At 59.0% G+C, this 16,891-nt stretch carries 20 protein-coding genes; 3 read left to right on the forward strand and 17 right to left on the reverse strand.

Annotated elements, in window-relative coordinates:
* Positions 1-197 precede the first annotated feature (197 nt).
* The 4 genes from AC07XM_RS16980 to AC07XM_RS16995 all read right to left on the reverse strand — a co-directional run bounded on the left by AC07XM_RS16980 (position 198) and on the right by AC07XM_RS16995 (position 2,683).
* The gene (locus AC07XM_RS16980; protein WP_048388313.1) at positions 198-995 is read right to left on the reverse strand and encodes a SprT-like domain-containing protein; all 798 of its coding nucleotides are present in this window, start codon (positions 993-995) and stop codon (positions 198-200) included.
* A 132-nt stretch (positions 996-1,127) separates the two neighbouring features.
* Positions 1,128-1,508, reverse strand: coding sequence for a hypothetical protein (locus AC07XM_RS16985; RefSeq protein ID WP_086239786.1), 381 nt, complete (start codon positions 1,506-1,508; stop codon positions 1,128-1,130).
* Between the two features lie 3 nt (positions 1,509-1,511).
* Positions 1,512-2,231 (reverse strand): StbB family protein, encoded by a 720-nt coding sequence (stbB, locus tag AC07XM_RS16990; protein ID WP_102667766.1) that lies wholly within the window; start codon positions 2,229-2,231, stop codon positions 1,512-1,514.
* Positions 2,228-2,683 carry a TraD protein gene (locus tag AC07XM_RS16995; RefSeq protein WP_102667765.1) on the reverse strand — a complete coding sequence of 152 codons (456 nt, stop codon included), beginning with the start codon at positions 2,681-2,683 and terminating at the stop codon, positions 2,228-2,230. Before AC07XM_RS16995 ends, stbB begins: the two co-directional genes overlap by 4 nt.
* Positions 2,684-3,115: 432 nt before the next feature.
* Here AC07XM_RS16995 and AC07XM_RS17000 point away from each other — a divergent pair, with 432 nt between their 5' ends.
* The 3 genes from AC07XM_RS17000 to mobF all read left to right on the forward strand — a co-directional run bounded on the left by AC07XM_RS17000 (position 3,116) and on the right by mobF (position 7,997).
* Entirely contained in the window at positions 3,116-3,499 is a 384-nt protein-coding gene (locus tag AC07XM_RS17000; RefSeq protein WP_102667763.1) for a hypothetical protein, read from the forward strand.
* A gap of 80 nt (positions 3,500-3,579) precedes the next feature.
* Complete coding sequence (locus AC07XM_RS17005; protein WP_256587421.1) at positions 3,580-5,049, forward strand: type IV secretion system DNA-binding domain-containing protein; 1,470 nt, start codon at positions 3,580-3,582, stop codon at positions 5,047-5,049.
* An 11-nt stretch (positions 5,050-5,060) separates the two neighbouring features.
* Entirely contained in the window at positions 5,061-7,997 is a 2,937-nt protein-coding gene (gene mobF / locus AC07XM_RS17010) for a MobF family relaxase (protein WP_102667761.1), read from the forward strand.
* Here mobF and AC07XM_RS17015 read toward each other — a convergent pair whose 3' ends face one another.
* The 13 genes from AC07XM_RS17015 to AC07XM_RS17075 all read right to left on the reverse strand — a co-directional run bounded on the left by AC07XM_RS17015 (position 7,998) and on the right by AC07XM_RS17075 (position 16,882).
* A complete protein-coding gene (locus AC07XM_RS17015; protein WP_103406154.1) occupies positions 7,998-8,504 on the reverse strand; it encodes a hypothetical protein in 507 nt (168 codons plus the stop codon).
* Positions 8,505-8,506: 2 nt separating this feature from the next.
* Positions 8,507-9,085, reverse strand: a complete 579-nt coding sequence (locus tag AC07XM_RS17020; protein WP_102667759.1) for a hypothetical protein — start codon at positions 9,083-9,085, stop codon at positions 8,507-8,509.
* A 62-nt stretch (positions 9,086-9,147) separates the two neighbouring features.
* Positions 9,148-9,780, reverse strand: a complete 633-nt coding sequence (locus tag AC07XM_RS17025; protein ID WP_102667758.1) for a KfrB domain-containing protein — start codon at positions 9,778-9,780, stop codon at positions 9,148-9,150.
* A gap of 13 nt (positions 9,781-9,793) precedes the next feature.
* On the reverse strand, positions 9,794-10,396 hold the full coding sequence (locus AC07XM_RS17030) for a phospholipase D family nuclease (protein ID WP_371919279.1): 603 nt from the start codon (positions 10,394-10,396) through the stop codon (positions 9,794-9,796).
* Complete coding sequence (locus AC07XM_RS17035) at positions 10,386-10,721, reverse strand: TrbM/KikA/MpfK family conjugal transfer protein (protein WP_102667756.1); 336 nt, start codon at positions 10,719-10,721, stop codon at positions 10,386-10,388. Before AC07XM_RS17035 ends, AC07XM_RS17030 begins: the two co-directional genes overlap by 11 nt.
* Before the next feature lie 28 nt (positions 10,722-10,749).
* The gene (locus AC07XM_RS17040) at positions 10,750-11,667 is read right to left on the reverse strand and encodes a lytic transglycosylase domain-containing protein (protein ID WP_102667755.1); all 918 of its coding nucleotides are present in this window, start codon (positions 11,665-11,667) and stop codon (positions 10,750-10,752) included.
* Positions 11,651-12,679: a P-type DNA transfer ATPase VirB11 gene (virB11, locus tag AC07XM_RS17045; protein WP_102667754.1), complete on the reverse strand. Its 1,029-nt coding sequence runs from the start codon at positions 12,677-12,679 to the stop codon at positions 11,651-11,653. Before virB11 ends, AC07XM_RS17040 begins: the two co-directional genes overlap by 17 nt.
* A 9-nt stretch (positions 12,680-12,688) precedes the next feature.
* Entirely contained in the window at positions 12,689-13,954 is a 1,266-nt protein-coding gene (locus AC07XM_RS17050) for a TraB/TrbI/VirB10 family type IV secretion system protein (RefSeq protein WP_102667753.1), read from the reverse strand.
* Between the two features lie 2 nt (positions 13,955-13,956).
* Entirely contained in the window at positions 13,957-14,742 is a 786-nt protein-coding gene (locus AC07XM_RS17055; protein ID WP_102667752.1) for a TrbG/VirB9 family P-type conjugative transfer protein, read from the reverse strand.
* A gap of 26 nt (positions 14,743-14,768) precedes the next feature.
* The gene (locus AC07XM_RS17060) at positions 14,769-15,434 is read right to left on the reverse strand and encodes a VirB8 family type IV secretion system protein (RefSeq protein ID WP_102667751.1); all 666 of its coding nucleotides are present in this window, start codon (positions 15,432-15,434) and stop codon (positions 14,769-14,771) included.
* Positions 15,434-16,297: a TrbL/VirB6 family protein gene (locus AC07XM_RS17065; RefSeq protein WP_102667750.1), complete on the reverse strand. Its 864-nt coding sequence runs from the start codon at positions 16,295-16,297 to the stop codon at positions 15,434-15,436. Before AC07XM_RS17065 ends, AC07XM_RS17060 begins: the two co-directional genes overlap by 1 nt.
* Complete coding sequence (locus tag AC07XM_RS17070; protein WP_102667749.1) at positions 16,285-16,677, reverse strand: hypothetical protein; 393 nt, start codon at positions 16,675-16,677, stop codon at positions 16,285-16,287. Before AC07XM_RS17070 ends, AC07XM_RS17065 begins: the two co-directional genes overlap by 13 nt.
* On the reverse strand, positions 16,670-16,882 hold the full coding sequence (locus tag AC07XM_RS17075) for a hypothetical protein (protein WP_102667748.1): 213 nt from the start codon (positions 16,880-16,882) through the stop codon (positions 16,670-16,672). The genes AC07XM_RS17070 and AC07XM_RS17075 overlap by 8 nt, the downstream gene beginning before the upstream one ends.
* Between the last annotated feature and the right edge of the window lie 9 nt (positions 16,883-16,891).

Here is a 16,891-nt window from a genome sequence, read left to right on the forward strand (position 1 = left end):
CCGGCAACCTCTAGGGCCTCAACCTGACAGGCCGTACGCTTAACGTACGATTTTTTCCGTTTTCTCTATCGTCCCCTACATGGAGGTGATCTCCTGCTGGTCCTATGCCCTAACGCATATATACGTTAGGGCTTGTCCAGCATCAAGTCGCCTCGCCGGCAGCGGCCAAGCGGGGGCAACTGACGCCCTTTCGGTTCTCAGTCGTCCCCGCCTGGCTGGGCATCAGAGTCGGGCGGCACTTCCACCAGCTCGCCGGCCTCAAGGAAACGTACGTCGCAATCCACACAGAGCAACCGCCCGCTCAGGCCTGGCTTACCCCATACGTTCAACTTGCAGCTCGGGCAGGTGTACTTGCGCTTGTTCTTCGGATCCTCAGCCGGCGTGGCCGGCTGAATCAGACCCGCGACAGTCAGCGCCGGTATGTCGATGGTCGGATCTTCGGGCTGGGGTAAAGGCTCCCCACCTGGCCCGTACAACTGCGTTGCGGACATTGGCACCCGCTGGGTGACGATATCGATCCAGGAAATCATGGCGCCGGTTGCGAGCAATTCGTCGCATGCCACATCGAAGGGACCGCCCTCGATGATGTAGTGCGTCATCTGCTGCCCGCACCGACGCCCGCCAGGTTCGCCCGTGTGCGAAGGCATCAGCCCGATGGCCTCCATTTTGTCGGCCCACTCACGGTTGTGATAGCCGCCGCGAGACTTCTTCCCGTAGCGATCCTGCCACTGATGCGCCTGTTCATGTACCAGCGTGGACAGCGTTTGCTTGATGCTGCGATGCGCGAAGTAGGCGCAGTTCAGCGCGATTTCATCGCTCTTACCCGAGCCATTCCGGCGCAGGAAGCGCGATGGCGAGTAATAGCCGAAAGTGTTGGCCTTGCGCTGCAGGGTGAAGATGCAGCCAGGCAGCTGGCCACCGTACAACCGATCATTGAACCAATCGTACGCTCCTTCGATTTCGTCATAGAGCAGCTGGCTTGGGGTTGCGGACATGCGGCCTCCATTTCTCGCACGCGAGAATCCCCCATGCTGATCACTCGGCGTCAGGGGGGGGTGAACGTTACAGACATTGTAACCTGTATCGTACGATACAGGTTTCATATCAAAAAAAGGGGGCAAGCCCCCTCACCGTCCCACTAAGTAGGCGACGTACACGATGGCGGCGCCAAGCGCCGCACCAATCAGTAGCAGAGCTACCGAGTACCCAACCGCCCGGCGCTCAGCCTGTGCAGTCACCAGGTTGGCCGCACTGCGGTTGATCTCATTCCCAATCCGGGCCGCCGCTTCGCGTCCTGCCTGCACCAGTGCGTTGCGCTGTTCTTCCATCATCGACTCGAAGTTCAGCTGCGTCTGCAGTAGGACTTTGCCTGCTGCATCGCGTACGGCTTCGGAAGTCTTCGCCGCCAGGTCGGCGTCGACCTGTTCCAGGCGCCGCACGATGGCATCAAAGTCTTCCATCATTTGCGCGACCATCGCTTCGCGTGCCGTGGTCGGGTCCTTGGCCATCCTTCACTTCCCCTTGCCGAACAGCGTGGCGTACACCTGGTCAAGGTTGCGCGCAGCCGACTTGGCCAGCCGCTGCGCGGAGATCATGCGCAGGGCGTGATCCTTTTCGCTTTCGTCCTTGGCATCACGCAGCTGTGCCCGGTAGTCCGTGGTGTCTTCCAGTACCTGTGTCACGTTCATTTTCAACGGGCGCAGGCGCTCGAAAATTTCGTTCGCGTACACCACAGCATCGCGCTTGAGGGTGAATTTCTTCTCGACTTCGTGAAACCCGAACAGCGCCGCGAACGTCTGCGGGATATCGTCGGCGTCATCGATCTGGACCTTGTTGAAGACGACCAGGATCTTCTTGGCCGGCACGCCGAGCGCGGCCAGGGTCTTGATGGTGTTGATGGTATCGACCTGCTGCTTTTTCTCCGGTACTGCCGGCACCAGGAAGTAATCGATATCTTCGTGGGAGCCGTCGTACTGGCCCATGAACTTGAAGAAGTCTTCAACGTTGGATGCGCCAACGTCGACCACTACCTTGTCCTCGGTCAGCAGGACCTCGGACAGTTCGCCAAACTGTTTGCCCTTGAGGCGTTCAATTTCGGCGGCGGTGTCCGACGCGCCGGCGTTGATGGTTTCAATGGCAAACCGCAGGCCACCGATACGGGGCCAGAGCAGGTTATCGGAGAGTGTGGTTTTACCGGAGTTGCCGGTGAAATTCACAGTGACGGTTCTCATGTGCGTTTCCTTCTGCTGCGCGCTGCGCTTTCATATCGATCCAAGTCCGAGGCGTTTTGATCGTCCCCGGGATTCATGAGCCTGCTCAACTCAGCCGGCCCCACATGGGGCCGTTCGTCCGCGTCATGGCTCGGTTCTGTATCGTACGATACACCTCCTTCTATTTCCGGCTCGATCTGCCGCGCTGGTTCGTCAATGTGTTGCGGTACCGGTGCTGGGTTGGCTGTCGTAGCCTGCTTACCGCGTTGGGCCTTTCGGTATCGATACAGGTAGCTCTTGAGCGTATCCATGCTCACCTCGATGCCTTGCTCCTTGAGCACATCCAGAATCGCTTGGCGCCGTACACCTGCCCTCAGCTGCTTCTCGATCACTGGCATGACCTGGCGTATTTTCGCTGCCTTTGTCACTGGCTCAACCGCCATCAGTGCCTTCTCAATATCCTTGCCTGCCATTTTGCACCCTACCTGCACCTACATTGCATTTACCCTGCATCCTACTCACCCCCTACCTGTAGTCAAGCTAAACCCTTCCTGCACTCAATCTACAGCCATACAGCACCCTTTCTGCCTACCCTTGTCCTCCGCTCGCTACGGCCTTCGGCCTAGGCACTAAAAACGCCCTTAACAAGAGCATCAATTTCGACCCTTAACAGGGTCAAAATCTCAATACACAACACGCACCTCCCTGGCGGGAGGTGGAAGCCGCGCTGCGCCTGAGCTTGCGGGGTATTGCGTTCATTTATGATGTGATACGCTTGTATTACAAAGTAGCTGTATAGACCTTTGAAATCAAGCATTACGTGTAATACATTTGCATTACAAGGAATCTGCGTTACCTTGGGTCATGTGAGACACCATTTTTCCAGGGGAATTTGAGGGAACAACGTGGGCAAAACAGTACCCATCCGCTTCAACACGGAGCAGCTGGCCAGGGTCGAAGAAGCCGCCGCGCTGGCAGGCTACAAGCACCTGTCGAGCTATATCCGCGACCGGGTTTTAACCCCGGACAAAGGGGGTAGGCAGGTAGATATGGACAGTTGGGCCGAGCAGCAGCGCTTGCTTGGCTTGCTGGAAAACATCACCCAGGAACAAGCCAGGAGCAGAACCATTCAGGCCATCACGGTCTATCTGCTGCAGCAAGGGACGACGAAGGGGACGATCAACAAGCTGCGTGCAGACCTGCAGCAGTTGATCAGCAACGAGGATGCGCTTGCGACCCTGTTACCCGACCTGGCCGAGGACATTGAGCGTCTATCAGGAGAGGACTGATGCACAAACAAGAGGTTGATTCAGCCGCCATGACGGCGGGCTTTGGTTTACCGATCGCTGGCTGGTTGGCCGGCACACAATTGGCCCAGCTGCCGCTGGCTCCTTTCCCGGCAGCATTCAAAGAGACTCTGCACAACGGTTGGCAGGAACCGATGGTGCTGGGCATGACCATCGCTGCGTCCGTCGCGGCTGCAGGGCTCTGCTACTACCTGTACGAGTATTGCGACGACGGGTTCCGAGGTGAACGTTTCCAGCAATGGCTGCGTGGCTCGCGGATCCGTAATTGGCATTTCGTGGAACGGAAAGTAAGTGCCCGCAATGCCAAGACCAACCGTGAACGCCGCAAAAAAGGGCAGGAAAAGGCCGAGCCAATCATGATCGGCAAGCTGCCCATGCCACTGCATCTGGAAGACCGCAACACCATGATCTGTGCATCCATCGGCGCCGGTAAGTCCGTGACGATGGAAGGCATGATCGCCTCGGCACTCCGGCGTAACGACCGCATGGCGGTGGTCGACCCGAACGGTACGTTTTACTCGAAATTCAGTTTCAAAGGCGATTACATCCTCAATCCCTTTGACGCTCGATCCGCAGGCTGGACGATCTTCAACGAGATCCGTGGCGTCCACGATTTCAACCGGATGGCCAAGTCGATTATTCCGCCACAGGTGGACCCCAGCGATGAGCAGTGGTGCGCGTACGCAAGGGACGTGCTGTCCGACACCATGCGCAAGCTGATGGAAACAGGCAACGCCAACCAGGACACGCTGGTGAACCTGCTGGTTCGTGAAGACGGCGACACCATCCGCGCATTCCTGGCCAACACCGACTCCGAAGGCTACTTCCGCGATAACGCGGAAAAGGCCATCGCCAGCATCCAGTTCATGATGAACAAGTACATCCGGCCCCTTCGCTACATGGGCAAAGGCGACTTTTCCATCTATCGCTGGGTAAATGATCCCGATGCCGGCAACCTGTTTATCACTTGGCGGGAAGACATGCGCGACACCATGCGCCCGCTGGTGGCCACCTGGATCGATACCATCTGCGCAACCATCCTCAGCTCCGAACCGATGACAGGTAAGCGCCTCTGGCTGTTCCTCGATGAACTGCAGTCGCTGGGCAAGCTGGAAAGCTTTGTTCCTGCAGCGACCAAGGGGCGGAAACACGGCCTGCGCATGGTCGGCAGCCTGCAGGACTGGTCCCAGCTCAACGCCAGCTATGGCCGCGACGATGCCGAAACCCTGCTTTCGTGCTTCCGTAACTACGTCATCCTGGCAGCGGCAAACGCCAAGAACGCCGATATGGCCAAGGAGATCTTGGGCAACCAAGAGGTCAAGCGCTTCCGTAAGTCGTGGACCGCAGGGCGCATGACGCGGGCCGAGGAAATCAAGCTTGAACCGGTCGTGATGGATTCGGAGATCTCGAACCTCAATGACCTTGAAGCCTACGTCAAGTTTGCCGAGGACTTCCCCATCACCAAGATCAAAACGCCTTACGTCGATTACAAGGAACGGGCGCCGGCAATCGTCATTGGCCAAGCTGCTTGACGGGGTAAACGATGTTCAACGTGACGCTCATCAAGGGTGACAACCAGTACGCGGCGGCGGGGTACTTCTCCAATGCCGATGACTACTACGCCAAGGAGGCCCCAGGCGAGTGGCAAGGTATCGGTGCCGAGCTGCTAGGCCTGGAAGGTGCCATCGACCAGAAGGAGCTGGCCCGCCTTTTCGACGGCAAGCTGCCCAACGGCGAACGGATGGCCAAGACCTTTGACAAGGAAACAGGCACACGGCGTATGGGCCTGGACCTCACGTTCTCCGCGCCGAAGTCTGTTTCCATGCAGGCGCTGATCGCCGGCGACAAGGATGTGATGGCCGCGCATGACCGCGCCGTTACCAAGAGCATGGAGGAAGTCGAGCGCCTGGCTCAAACCCGCTTGAAGGTGAACGGGAAAACCATGCTTGAGCGCTCCGGCAATCTGGTCATCGGGAAGTTTCGTCATGAAATGAGCCGGGCCAAGGATCCGCAGATGCACACGCATGCCGTGGTCATGAACATGACCAGGCGCTCCGATGGCAAATGGCGAGCCTTGCGCAACGACGATATCTACAAGATCCAGCCGCAGGTCGATGCCATGTATAAGGGCATCTTGGCCCAGGAGCTGCGTGCGCTGGGGTATGAGATCCGCGTCTTGGACAACCAGGGCAACTTCGAACTGGCTCACATATCGCGAGATCAGATTGAGGCCTTTTCCAGCCGGTCAAAGGTCATCGAGGACGCGCTGGCCAAGGACGGAAAAACCCGTGCCGACGCCACGCCGCTCGAAAAGCAGATCATTGCGATGGCCACCCGGCCCCGCAAGGACGAACGCGACCGACACCTGGTCAAAGAATACTGGGTCACCAAAGCCCGCGAATTGGGCATTGATTTTGGCGCTCGCAGCCATCTGGATAACCGCGAATATGCGCCGCGAAATGGTGGCCCAGCTGAATACAGCCTGCCGGAAGGCATTACACCTGGCCAGGCCGTCGTTCAGTACGCCATCAACCATTTGACCGAACGTGAGCAGGTCGTGGGAGAAAACGACCTTCGCACCGTCGCCTTGCGCCGTGCTGTCGGCCTCGCGACACCGGATCAGGTCAACGACGAAATCAGGCGCCTGGTCAAACAGGGAACGCTGATCGAGTCACCGCCAACCTATCGCATGCCCAACGGTGATCTCGACTCGCCGGTACTATCGCCTGCAGGGTGGCGTGCGCACCTGCAGGAACTGAAAGGCTGGAGCGAGAAAGAAGCGCGCCAGTATGTCGACAAGGCAATCAAGCGCGGCTCTTTGGAACCCGCTGAAAAGCGCTATACCACCCAAAAGGCGTTGAAGCGCGAGAAAGCCATCCTGGCAATCGAGAGGACGGGGCGTGGCCAGGTCACACCGCTGATGACCAAAGAGCAGGTGGCCAAGGCGCTGGAAGGCTCCACGCTGTCCCCTGGCCAATTCCAGGCCGTTGAAGTGATCGTCAGCACCAACAACCGGTTTGTAGGTATCCAAGGTGATGCCGGTACCGGGAAAACCTATTCCGTGGACCGCGCCGTCAAACTGATCGATTCGGTAAACGCCGCGATGGCCACCAACCATCCCCAGGACATTACTGGCTATCGCGTGGTAGCACTGGCCCCCTACGGTAACCAGGTGACAGCGCTGAAAAATGAGGGCTTGGATGCGCATACGCTGGCCAGCTTCTTCCACACCAAAAACAAGGGCCTGGATGCCAAGACTATCGTCATTCTCGATGAGGCCGGCGTGGTCGGCGCACGGCAGATGGAACGGCTCATGCGCGAGATCGAGCAATCTGGTGCCCGCCTGATCCAGCTGGGCGACACCAAGCAAACCGAGGCTATCGAAGCGGGCAAGCCGTTTGCGCAATTGCAGCAAAGCGGCATGCAGACGGCGCGCATCAAAGAGATCCAGCGGCAGAAGGATCCCGAACTGAAACGGGCTGTGCAGCACGCGGCCGAGGGCCAGCCCACCAAGTCGCTCGACCACCTGAAACACGTTGAGGAATTGCGCACGGCCAGCGACCGCCATCAAGCCATTGTGCGTGACTACATGGCGCTCACTCCCGACCAGCGCAAGGAAGTGCTGATCGTTGCCGGCACCAACAAGGACCGGAAGGAGATCAACACGATGGCCCGCCAGGCCCTCGGGCTGTTCGGGAAGGGCAAGGAATTTGAGACGCTGAACCGGGTGGACTCGACCGATGCGGAGCGTCGGTACGCGCCCAGCTACAAGCAAGGCATGATCATTCAGCCCGAGAAAGACTATAAGCGCGCCGGGCTGGTCAGGGGCGAATTGTACGTGGTCGACCAGGCGCTGCCTGGCAACGTGCTGGTGGTCAAGGACCGCAGCGGTAACCGCTTTGAGTTCAACCCGCGACAGGCCACCAAGCTCAGCGTGTACAAGCTGGAAAAGCCGGAGCTCGCCGTCGGCGATCTCATCCGAATCAACCGGCAAGACCCCAAGCTTGATCTCACCAACGGCGACCGCATGCGCGTTGTCAGCATTGAGGGTGGGGTGGTGCAGTTGGCATCACTCAAGGAGGTCAATGGTCAGCCGGAGCGGACTGTCAGCCTGCCGACCAACAAGCCGCTGCACCTGGAGCACGCCTATTCGGCAACGGTCCACAGCGCTCAGGGCTTGACCAATGATCGAGTCATGATCTCGCTGAACACCAAAAGCCGCACGACTTCGCAGAACCTTTGGTACGTGGCGATCAGTCGTGCAAGGCATGAGGCCAGGGTCTACGCAGACTCCATCAAAGGCTTGCCTGCAGCCATCGCCAAGCGCTACGACAAGACAACGGCGTTGTCACTGCAGCAGGAACGCGAGCGGCAACGGCGCGATTCGATCCAGCCGCGGACTGTTGCGGACGGGCGCGCTCTGGAGCGCAAGCAGCGCACCGGACTGGATGGCCCCAGCAGCGGCAACGCCAGGATCTGATCATTCAACCCCGCGCTCAGCGGGGTTTTTCTGAGGCGTATCTGAGCGTGGTCGGTAGGTCATGATTCCCAGCTTACGCCGCCGCTTGAGTACCGCATTCGGACTTCTGCCGGCGAGCTGGCCAATGGCAACATCGCTCAGCACGCCGAGAAGCGGGTCGAATGCTTCAAGCGGCCTGCCCTGTTGCTCTCGGTGCGAGGGTATTCCGAGTGCCGACCGCCTGGACGTAATGGTCTGCTTCGCAACGCCGGCAAGCTGGGCCACATGCTCATCAGTGAACATCCCCAGTATCGAGTCGAAGGCCTGCAGGTGGCTTTCGATGCCAAGACGACGGCGCCGGCCCGCCACCTGCACATGGCTTACACCAGCAGCTGCCGCGATCCGCGAATCTGACCAATGTCCTAGCAGCGGCTCGAACGGTCGAAGAAGGTCATCGACCTGGTGCTGCGTCATGGCTGAACCTCGGGCAAAAAAAAGGAGCCTACTGGCTCCTTTGATTTTTTTCACTATCACGGCTCTGGCCCAAACATTCCGCCCAATGCGACCCTCGATAAAAAGCTGCGCGCCATCACCTCTGTTGGCCGCTGCCCTAAAGCACCCGGCACACCGTACGGATTGTCCATCCAGGTAACGTTATCCGCAGCGTCGTAGTGCAGATAGTGGTTTTCAACATCAACCGATTCGCCACGCAAAAGCGCTTCGACCATTTCACGGGGGCTTGGCATATCCAGCTCATGCCAAGCTTCGCGGGCGATGCACTCCCTTGCATGGGCTTGGCGCTCGATCTGCCGATTTCTCCGGGCGCTCTCCGCTTCTTCGGCCTCCCAGTTCGCCAATTCGACCGCGTACTCTTTCAGGTACTGCTCTGAGAGTTCAGGCGCATCAGCGAACAACAGGGGGGGCTGCTCGCCATAGCGGCGAGGTAGGCAGGCCTGATAGACCTCAGCATCCGCGAGGACCATGGCCATCAGCAGTGCCTGTTGCCGATGTTCCTCAGCCTCGGTTTCAAAGCCACCGATAGCTTGCAAGCAGCGCATTTGCATCCAGTGGAACCGGGCTTCCAAGGCGTATTGGAAACTGTAATTCATACTGCCTCCTGCGAAAGAAACTGCCCCTCAGATGAGGGGCAGCGGTTTGTCACGGTTCAGCGTTAGAAACCCTTGCCCCCGAACCCTTTGGGTTGATGCGACGGCGTCTTGCGTTCGTGCTGCAGCTGGCGTTCCTGCACGATGCCAACCCCCGAGAACGGGTAGCGAATCGACAGATCCTTGCCCTGGTGCAATAGGCCAGCCTTGGCGCTGCTCAAGGCGGCTCGCTCATGGGCAATATGGATGGTTTTCTGGCCATCACTCACGGCCTGGATCACCTGGTTGTGGTGGAATGCGACGATCTTGCCGTCATAGGTCTTGCCCTGCTCAGCGGCCTTGATAGCCGGCATATCCATCGGCTTGGCCATCGCCATCGCTTCACCGGGTTTACCCGAGGCTGCGCCGGATTGTTCAGCCTTGCGCAGCTCCAGGGCGTCCTTGAACGCGCCTTTGAAGTCAGCGGCGCCTGGCATGTTGTCGAACGGCAGATCCTTGTAATACTGCGTGCCCTCCTTGCCCACCTGCGCGAACACACGGGCGGCTTGCCCGCCCTGCTGCACGGTCATCACCGATTTATCGGACAGCTCCGCCTTGAACCAGGCTGCGCCCGCCTGCTTTGCGTCGGTGAACGTCTCCGGTTCCCTGCCCTTTTGGAACAGCTGGTAAGTGGTGGTCTGATCAGTTTGCTTGTCCATGTGCGTGTCCCTCTCAGTAGCTTGGTTTGAATGCTTGGCCCTTCTCCCACCGGCTCTGCCAGTGGGCTAGGTACTGTTCAGCGAGTTCGGCGTCATTCCAGACAACCAGAGCGTTCTCACTGTTGTTCCTGGCAGCTGCAGCGGTGTAGTTGTAGCTGCCGGTTTCGACGGCCTTGCCATCGATCACCATGAACTTGTCATGGTGGATGGCGTAAGCCTTGACGGTACGGGTTGGGATGGCTGCGCGGGCCAGTAGGGTCAGCGCGTGATTGCCCGCACGGGCTGCGCCACCTTGCAGGTTGCCTTGGTGATCGGCCACCACCGCTACATCGACGCCGCGTTGTTTGGCGGCGATCAGCGCTTTTGTCACTTCGGGGCTGGTCAGCATGTAAGCGGACAGACGGATCGAGCTTTTGGCCGCGCCAATGGTGCGCAGCACCAGGTCTTGCGCTGACCCCTCCGGGGAAAAGCCGACTTCGATACGGCGCGCGCCCTCGATTTCGACAGGAGCGGCAGAAGTCTCCGGCTGTTGAGCCGGAGCCTGATTCGCCATCGACAGAGGGGAAGCCATGGCAATTGCCATGGCCAATGCTACGGCTGAGAACTTAGAAGCCACGTTGCACGCTCCCCCACTTGTCATTGGCCGACTTGGCGCTGCTCTGGTCTTCAACGCACTGCGCCACAAAGTCGCCACGGGCCTCGGCAGTCCGCGACGGGCTGAACTTGCCGTGCTTGGTACGGATGATGCTGAAATACTTGGTGACGTACTTGTTGCAGTCTCCATCACGGGTCATACCAAGGAGGCACAGGGTGGCACCACAGGCATCGGAATCGCTTTTCGAGCCGTAGCTGTAGTCAGTCGGCGGCTGCGGCAGGTCAGACGCATGTGCCACGCCGGCGAAGGCTAGTGCGGCGAAGACAGTCAAGAAGGCTTTGCGCATAAGAACTCCTTTTCTCGCGTGCGAGAAATCAGTTGATGATCTGGACAAATGACGGGGTGGCCTGCTGCTGTTCCGCAACAGGCTGCGCCTCGGCTTGTTCAAAGTGTTGCGGCGCTGGCTGATCGAAACGCTTGAATTCCCGCTTCGGAACATCGGCCTCGGCATCGGTATTGAGGTGGACCTGGATCTGCGGCTTGCTGGCCGTCTCAGTCTTCGCGGTAGCGACAGCCTGGCCATTGTCGTCAGTGAAGGTCAGCCATGGGCCTTCCTGCTGCTCAGAGGCCCTGCGAGCGCGCTGAGGCGCTTTTCGGGCGGGAGCGCTAGCCGCCACCACCGCAATCGGCTCAGCGCCTTCCGCACCCTCTACAGCCGGCACAATGGGATCCTCGGCAGTGGGGTTCAGGGCCCGGTGGACCACTTTCTCGACGTACGACATTTCACCCGGCCGATCTGGGCGGAATCCGCGCAGCTCGTTGCCGCTGTAGTACATGGAAAACGCCTTCAACAATGCCTCTTGCTTGTCGCTGCTGGTGGTAAGCGCCTGCTTGTAATACTCGACCAGCAGATTGCTGATGGCCTGGAGGTTGCGGCATGGCTCGAATACGTCCTCATAGCTCAGGCCACGGGCTCGCATGTTGGTGACCAACAGCTGGCCAAGGCCCATTGCGTAGCGCTTGCCGTCGCGCTCCAACTGCTCGGCAGTGGCGATGGCTTCGCTCAAGGACTGCGGTTGCCGCTGCAGGTGGGTGCCAACCACGCCGATTGCGTAAGGGTTGAAGGTCGACTCGTTGCCGATCAACGCCTTGAGCGTGGACGGGTGAACGGTCGGCGCGCACTTGGCGGCGAGTTCGGAAAACCGGGCCGGCTGCGCATCCTCGGCATGGACCATGGCAGACGCGCAGACACTGGCCAGCAGCGCCAGGGTGAACTTAGGCAGCTTTCGCATATTGAACCTCCGTGATGATGCGTCGGCCATCGAAGCCGTATTCCCACTGGATAACGACATCGATCAGATGCCGGGAGAACTCGATCAGCTGGTTTTTGCTCATATCGGCACCGCCACGCGATGCCATGGATGCCAGCCGGTCGAACATGAGATCCGGCGAGTCGGCGTGGATGGAACTCATCGTGCCGCTGTGGCCGGTGTTCATCAGTTCGAGGAAGGGGAACGCCTCGCCGCCACGCAGCTCGCCCATGATTGCCCGATCAGGGGTCAGGCGAAGAATCGATTCCAGGTGATCAAATGGCGTGACACGGGCCTTGCCCTGACTACCTCGCGAATAGAGCAGGTGCACCACATTTTTGCCGGCTGGGCGCAGTTCGCGGGTATCTTCGATGGTGATGATCCGCTCGTTGCTTTCCACGTGCTGCAACAGCTCGTTGAGGAATGTTGTCTTGCCGGCGTTCGTACCGGCACAAACCATGATGTTCTTGCGCGCTTTGACGATGCCCTTGAAGAACTCTTTCCAACGCTTGGCCCGAAACAGCTCAACCAGGTGATCATCGCTGTACTGGCCATGGTCACGCGGCTGGTTGATGAAGTCGAAGGCACCGGAAGCTTCGTATTGATCGAGGGTGATTTGCTTCCGGCCTGGCTTACGGACAACCACGATACCGCCGATTTCCTGCTCAACAGCCGGGGCCAGGACGATCTGGACGCGGTAGTCACCGCGCTGGTTGTCCGGCACGTTGTCGTCCAGATTGATTGGGATACGCCCCGACAGGAGTGGCGTATAGGCGCTTACTTCCTGGCTGGTGTGGGCAGCAATCAGGCTGGCCAGCGACTTGATCAGGGGGAGCGTTACACCTTGAACCGCAACCGGGCGCATGAACCGGCTACTGCGGTAGCCGGCAAATACGTTGTCTGGTCCATTGATAGCGATCTCCGTCACTTCCGGGTCATCCAGCAGGCCAACCAGCGGACCCAGCTTTTGGCGAAAGGATGCAATCTCAGACATAGCCCGTCCTCAGTTGATGAAGGTGACGCCGCCGCTTTCGGCGCGCTCGGCCTGCTTGGTGAAGACCTTGGAGAAGTCCAGGTCGCGCTGCAGGTAGATCACGACACGCGAGCCGTGCGGCACGGTCACGGTCGGTTGGATATTGGCGTAGCGGCCCAGGATGTTTTGGGCGGAATCGGCAGCAGCCTCCTGCACTTCGCTGCGGTAGCGCGACGATGAATTTTCCTGATCGCCCGAGGAAACGCCGGAGTTGGAAGCACCGGCACCGATGATCGATACCGCCGCCGCGACACCGAAAATCTGAGCCCAGTGATTGTCGACCACACCACCCTGGCCAGCGGTCCCCAGCTGGTCGGTGCCTGCGCTGTTGAGGGGAATTTCCATGGGTGGCAGTCCATCCCTGCGAGGGATGCGCACGAAGTTCCAGATGGTGAACAGACGCTCTTGGCCAGGCATCAAGCTGGCGTTATAGCTACCACACACCGAGGATCCCCACGGGATCATCACGCGCCGGCCTTCGGCGGCATACACGTCCTGCGCAATCGACGCGCAGATCTGGCCGGGCAGCTGGCTTTGTGCGCGTGGCTGCAACGTCGCTTCGATGACCGCACCCTGCAACACCTTGTACTGCAGGTTCTTCATCACGCGGGCCTCGGTGAACGGTACGCTGTCGCTGTAGGTCGAGGCGGCGAACGCATCGTTGGCGTTCATGTGGCCTTGCGAAGCACGACCACCGCCCAGCAGAGAATCGCTGCCGGCCTGCTGGCCGTCGTCGCCCTGCCCTGCACCTTGCTCAAACCCTTCATCCTTGGCGGTGGCGAAAATGGCCGACCGTTGCCGCGCAGCCAGCATTTTCTGGCGCTCCAGTTCGGCTTGCATTTCCAGCTGCTGGCGGCGGCGTTCTTCATCGCTCATGCCGGCATCTTGTTGCTGCTGACGGTCTACGACCGAACGCGGCGTGTCAGCCGGCGCGCCTGGCTCGTTGCTCACAGGTGCCACTTTTGCCGCCTCGCGCCGTGGGGGCGGATCCATCACCTTGCGCGGACTGGCCGCGACCAGTTCTTCCTTCTTCAAGGTGTCCTGGCTTTCTGCTTCGTCATCGCCGTGGGTGACCATGTAGGCGAAGCCGCACGCAACCACAGCGGCAATGGCAATCGCGATACCGCTGCGCTTGTTGTTGCCCGCCTTGCCCTTGAGCATGGAGTTGGATTCGTTCCACTCGCGCAGTTCTTCGTCGCGGGTTTTTTCTTGAGGTTGGGTCGGTTCAGTGGCCATGCTTATGCCCCCCCGCCGTCACGGGCACCACGGGTAACGGTGCGCTTGTAGGGATTGGCCAGGTTCTCGACGCAGATATGAGCGTTGCCGCTGCGCACGACGAACATGCTGGCCAGGCGCTTGACGACCCAATACTCACCTTCCCGGTGAGCATCGACCATGGCCTCGGTGCCATCGGGCAGCACGCGGTAGAACTGCGGCAGATCCGTGCCTTTCTTCATCAGGAACTTGGTGAACTGGCCGTCATCCATTACCGCCTGCAGGCCGATGGCTTCCTTGTCACCCGCATAGCCGTAGTTGATGTTTGGCGATGCCGGCGTGCCCGAGCTGGTGACCGGGGCACTGCCGGCAGGCGTTTCACCTTCGGGGTTATACGAGGTGATGCGTGCGTTCGGGTAGACGAACCGGACCAGGTACGACTGACCCGACTTGGCTTTGGTGCTGTTCAGCTGGAAGTAGTAGGTACGCTTGGAGGTGATCACCGTCATGTTGGTGTCGGCGTTGTCTTCAACCGGTTTGAGGAAAACGCGGTTGCGGAAGGGCATGCTCTGCCAGGCGATGGTGTCGCCCAGGGCCACGACCTTGACCATTTCATCGGCTTCGAATTCGATGGAGGTCTGATAGCCGTAAGTGCCAACCAACTCATAGACTTGGTTCGGATCATAGGGCACTTGCTTGACCCGATTATCACTGGAAAGAGCCTTCGGCAACTTTGCCGCATGCGTGCTGAATGCACAGAGCGACAAACTCAAGGCAATAGCGGTCGGCAAAACAAACTGTTTTTTCATGTTAGTTTCCTTGTCTGTTCAGCGAGTTACTGGCGGCTCAGTTCTTCGCTTTTGCGATATACAGTCGACAGAGTACCGAAGGGGTTTTCCCATCGTTCCCCGAGAGCGCGGGGCACCAAGGTATGGGCTACCTTGACCGTCGAGAGATAACGGCGCTCGGTAGGTTCCTTGTCACCCCACTTGTGCGTAATCGCTTTGAACGCGACTTGATATTCATCGCCAACTTTGTTCATCCGGTATGGCTGGGCTTCAATCCAGTCATTTTCGCCAAGCGTTACATAGGGGTTCTGCAAGTTTTCCGGGCTGATAAGTTCTTCATACTCCCGTGCAACTTGTTGGGTCTGATAGGTGTGGCAAGTATCAGACAGCTGCTGTTTACGCTTGGGGTCAAACGTCTCGCAGGCGCGGATCATGTCGAACATGACGTTTTCGATGATCGCCTGCTCCTGGTCGACGTTATCGTTGGTGATGACTCGCTGTTTCAGCACCTCCCCGTCTACCCCCAGCACCGTCACGACCGGGATGTAGGTCTTCGAGTTGGCCAGGCTGGCCACTGCGAAGCCAAGACCGAGGATTACAGCAGCCTGAACCCCCTGGAAGAACAGCGAGCGGTTGCGCTCCTGGCGAGTTTTGTTGCCTTCGACTTCACGCTTGCGGCGTGCTTTCTCAGTCTTGTTGAAATCTTTGTCCATTATCGACGTACTCCAATCGAACGCAGCGCCATCAGTACCAGCGAGGATCCGCCTACAGTCGCACCGGATGACAAGGCCGCAGCCCAACCGCGCACCTGCAGCATGCAGATGATCATTACACCCTCGACAATCACCAGCTGGCCCCACTGCTGGGCAGTAATAAGGGCCGCATCGGTAATTGTCGCCGTTGCGGCAACTTCCTTGATTGCGTCACCGAATACGGAATAGCCGAACCGAACGACCGCAATTGAAAGGATGTAGATCAATGAGAAGTTGAGCATCTTGCTAAACCAGTTCATTGCCCACTGTCGTACCGCGTCAAAGAATATGAAGCCAACCAGCACCGGCATGATCGACATGATGATCGCGGCGCCAAACTTGGCGATCAGCATGTTGAGGACTGCTGCGATGAACAGGATGCAGTTCAGTACAAACAAACCGGTTCCCATCAGGATCATCGCCGCTTGCCGCCAGCTCACATTCATCAGCGTGCTGGCAACTTTACCGATATCGACATACAGCGCATCGAGCATGGAGTTGGTACTTACGCCACCACTCATGATCTTTGCCGCGATACCCTCGGTCCAACCACCCCAGGCTTGGTACAGGATCGTCCCGCCTTTCGACCAGTTCAGACAGGTGAACACCAAAGCGGTCAACATGGCCCGCTTGACGATATCCCAAGTCTTCACCGCCACATGGCCGTTGTACATCTGCAGGCCCAAGGCGACCCAGTAGCCAACCGCCAGAGTCCAAACCAGCGGTTCGACCATGCTGGCCAGGTTGGGGAAAACTTGACTCACGAACGAAGTGGTAACTTCGTCAGTCGCCCCAACCAGGCCCTGTAACGTCAGCTGCGCCATGGATTCCCGGCCCCGTATACGGTCTTGAAGTGGGAGATCACTTCGGGCGACCGGAAGTCCTCAGCGCTCAAGGCAGCTCCGGTTTGGGCCTTGATCTCCTGCGCGGTTTTGTCGATGCAGCCCTGGACCAGACCGCCGTTGTACGACGGGTTTTGCATGTAGATCTCGGCAAAGCAGGTGCCAGGGAACCAGCCGGCTACATCGTCCTTGGTTGCTTTCAGCAAAGGGTTGCCGGTTTGCACCTCGACTACCGGCGCCGCTTCGTCATCCGGCGCGGAGCTGAAATTGATGTTGGTGACGTTGACATAGATGATCGACGCCACCGCGAAGCCGGCCACGCCCACGCAGATGATGTTGGTCAGGGTGAAGAACTTACGCATTGCGGGACTCCTTGTGCTGGATGACGAATGGGGTGAATTCACAGGCGCACGGCGACTTGTCGATGGCGCCGCTGTTGGTCACGCAGCCCGAGGCGGCGGACACCAGCACCAAGACCAGCAGGAACTTGCCGAGCTTGTAGGTCAGCCAGAGCGGCCCCCATGCTGGGAAGGTGATCACCTTGAGGATCAGCCAGAGCGCTTTCATAGGGTTTCT

It is taken from the genome of Pseudomonas sp. GW460-LB5 (assembly GCF_059423245.1).

Excerpts from the sequence above, each read along its gene's own strand:
- AC07XM_RS16980 (WP_048388313.1), bottom strand. The coding sequence starts at position 995 with ATGTCCGCAACCCCAAGCCAGCTGCTCTATGACGAAATCGAAGGAGCG.
- virB11 (WP_102667754.1), bottom strand. The coding sequence starts at position 12,679 with ATGTCTGAGATTGCATCCTTTCGCCAAAAGCTGGGTCCGCTGGTTGGC.
- AC07XM_RS17065 (WP_102667750.1), bottom strand. The coding sequence starts at position 16,297 with ATGGCGCAGCTGACGTTACAGGGCCTGGTTGGGGCGACTGACGAAGTT.
- AC07XM_RS17070 (WP_102667749.1), bottom strand. The coding sequence starts at position 16,677 with ATGCGTAAGTTCTTCACCCTGACCAACATCATCTGCGTGGGCGTGGCC.
- AC07XM_RS17055 (WP_102667752.1), bottom strand. The coding sequence starts at position 14,742 with ATGAAAAAACAGTTTGTTTTGCCGACCGCTATTGCCTTGAGTTTGTCG.
- AC07XM_RS16985 (WP_086239786.1), bottom strand. The coding sequence starts at position 1,508 with ATGGCCAAGGACCCGACCACGGCACGCGAAGCGATGGTCGCGCAAATG.
- AC07XM_RS17025 (WP_102667758.1), bottom strand. The coding sequence starts at position 9,780 with ATGGACAAGCAAACTGATCAGACCACCACTTACCAGCTGTTCCAAAAG.
- mobF (WP_102667761.1), top strand. The coding sequence starts at position 5,061 with ATGTTCAACGTGACGCTCATCAAGGGTGACAACCAGTACGCGGCGGCG.
- AC07XM_RS16995 (WP_102667765.1), bottom strand. The coding sequence starts at position 2,683 with ATGGCAGGCAAGGATATTGAGAAGGCACTGATGGCGGTTGAGCCAGTG.
- AC07XM_RS17020 (WP_102667759.1), bottom strand. The coding sequence starts at position 9,085 with ATGAATTACAGTTTCCAATACGCCTTGGAAGCCCGGTTCCACTGGATG.
- AC07XM_RS17035 (WP_102667756.1), bottom strand. The coding sequence starts at position 10,721 with ATGCGCAAAGCCTTCTTGACTGTCTTCGCCGCACTAGCCTTCGCCGGC.
- stbB (WP_102667766.1), bottom strand. The coding sequence starts at position 2,231 with ATGAGAACCGTCACTGTGAATTTCACCGGCAACTCCGGTAAAACCACA.
- AC07XM_RS17040 (WP_102667755.1), bottom strand. The coding sequence starts at position 11,667 with ATGCGAAAGCTGCCTAAGTTCACCCTGGCGCTGCTGGCCAGTGTCTGC.
- AC07XM_RS17075 (WP_102667748.1), bottom strand. The coding sequence starts at position 16,882 with ATGAAAGCGCTCTGGCTGATCCTCAAGGTGATCACCTTCCCAGCATGG.
- AC07XM_RS17050 (WP_102667753.1), bottom strand. The coding sequence starts at position 13,954 with ATGGCCACTGAACCGACCCAACCTCAAGAAAAAACCCGCGACGAAGAA.
- AC07XM_RS17060 (WP_102667751.1), bottom strand. The coding sequence starts at position 15,434 with ATGGACAAAGATTTCAACAAGACTGAGAAAGCACGCCGCAAGCGTGAA.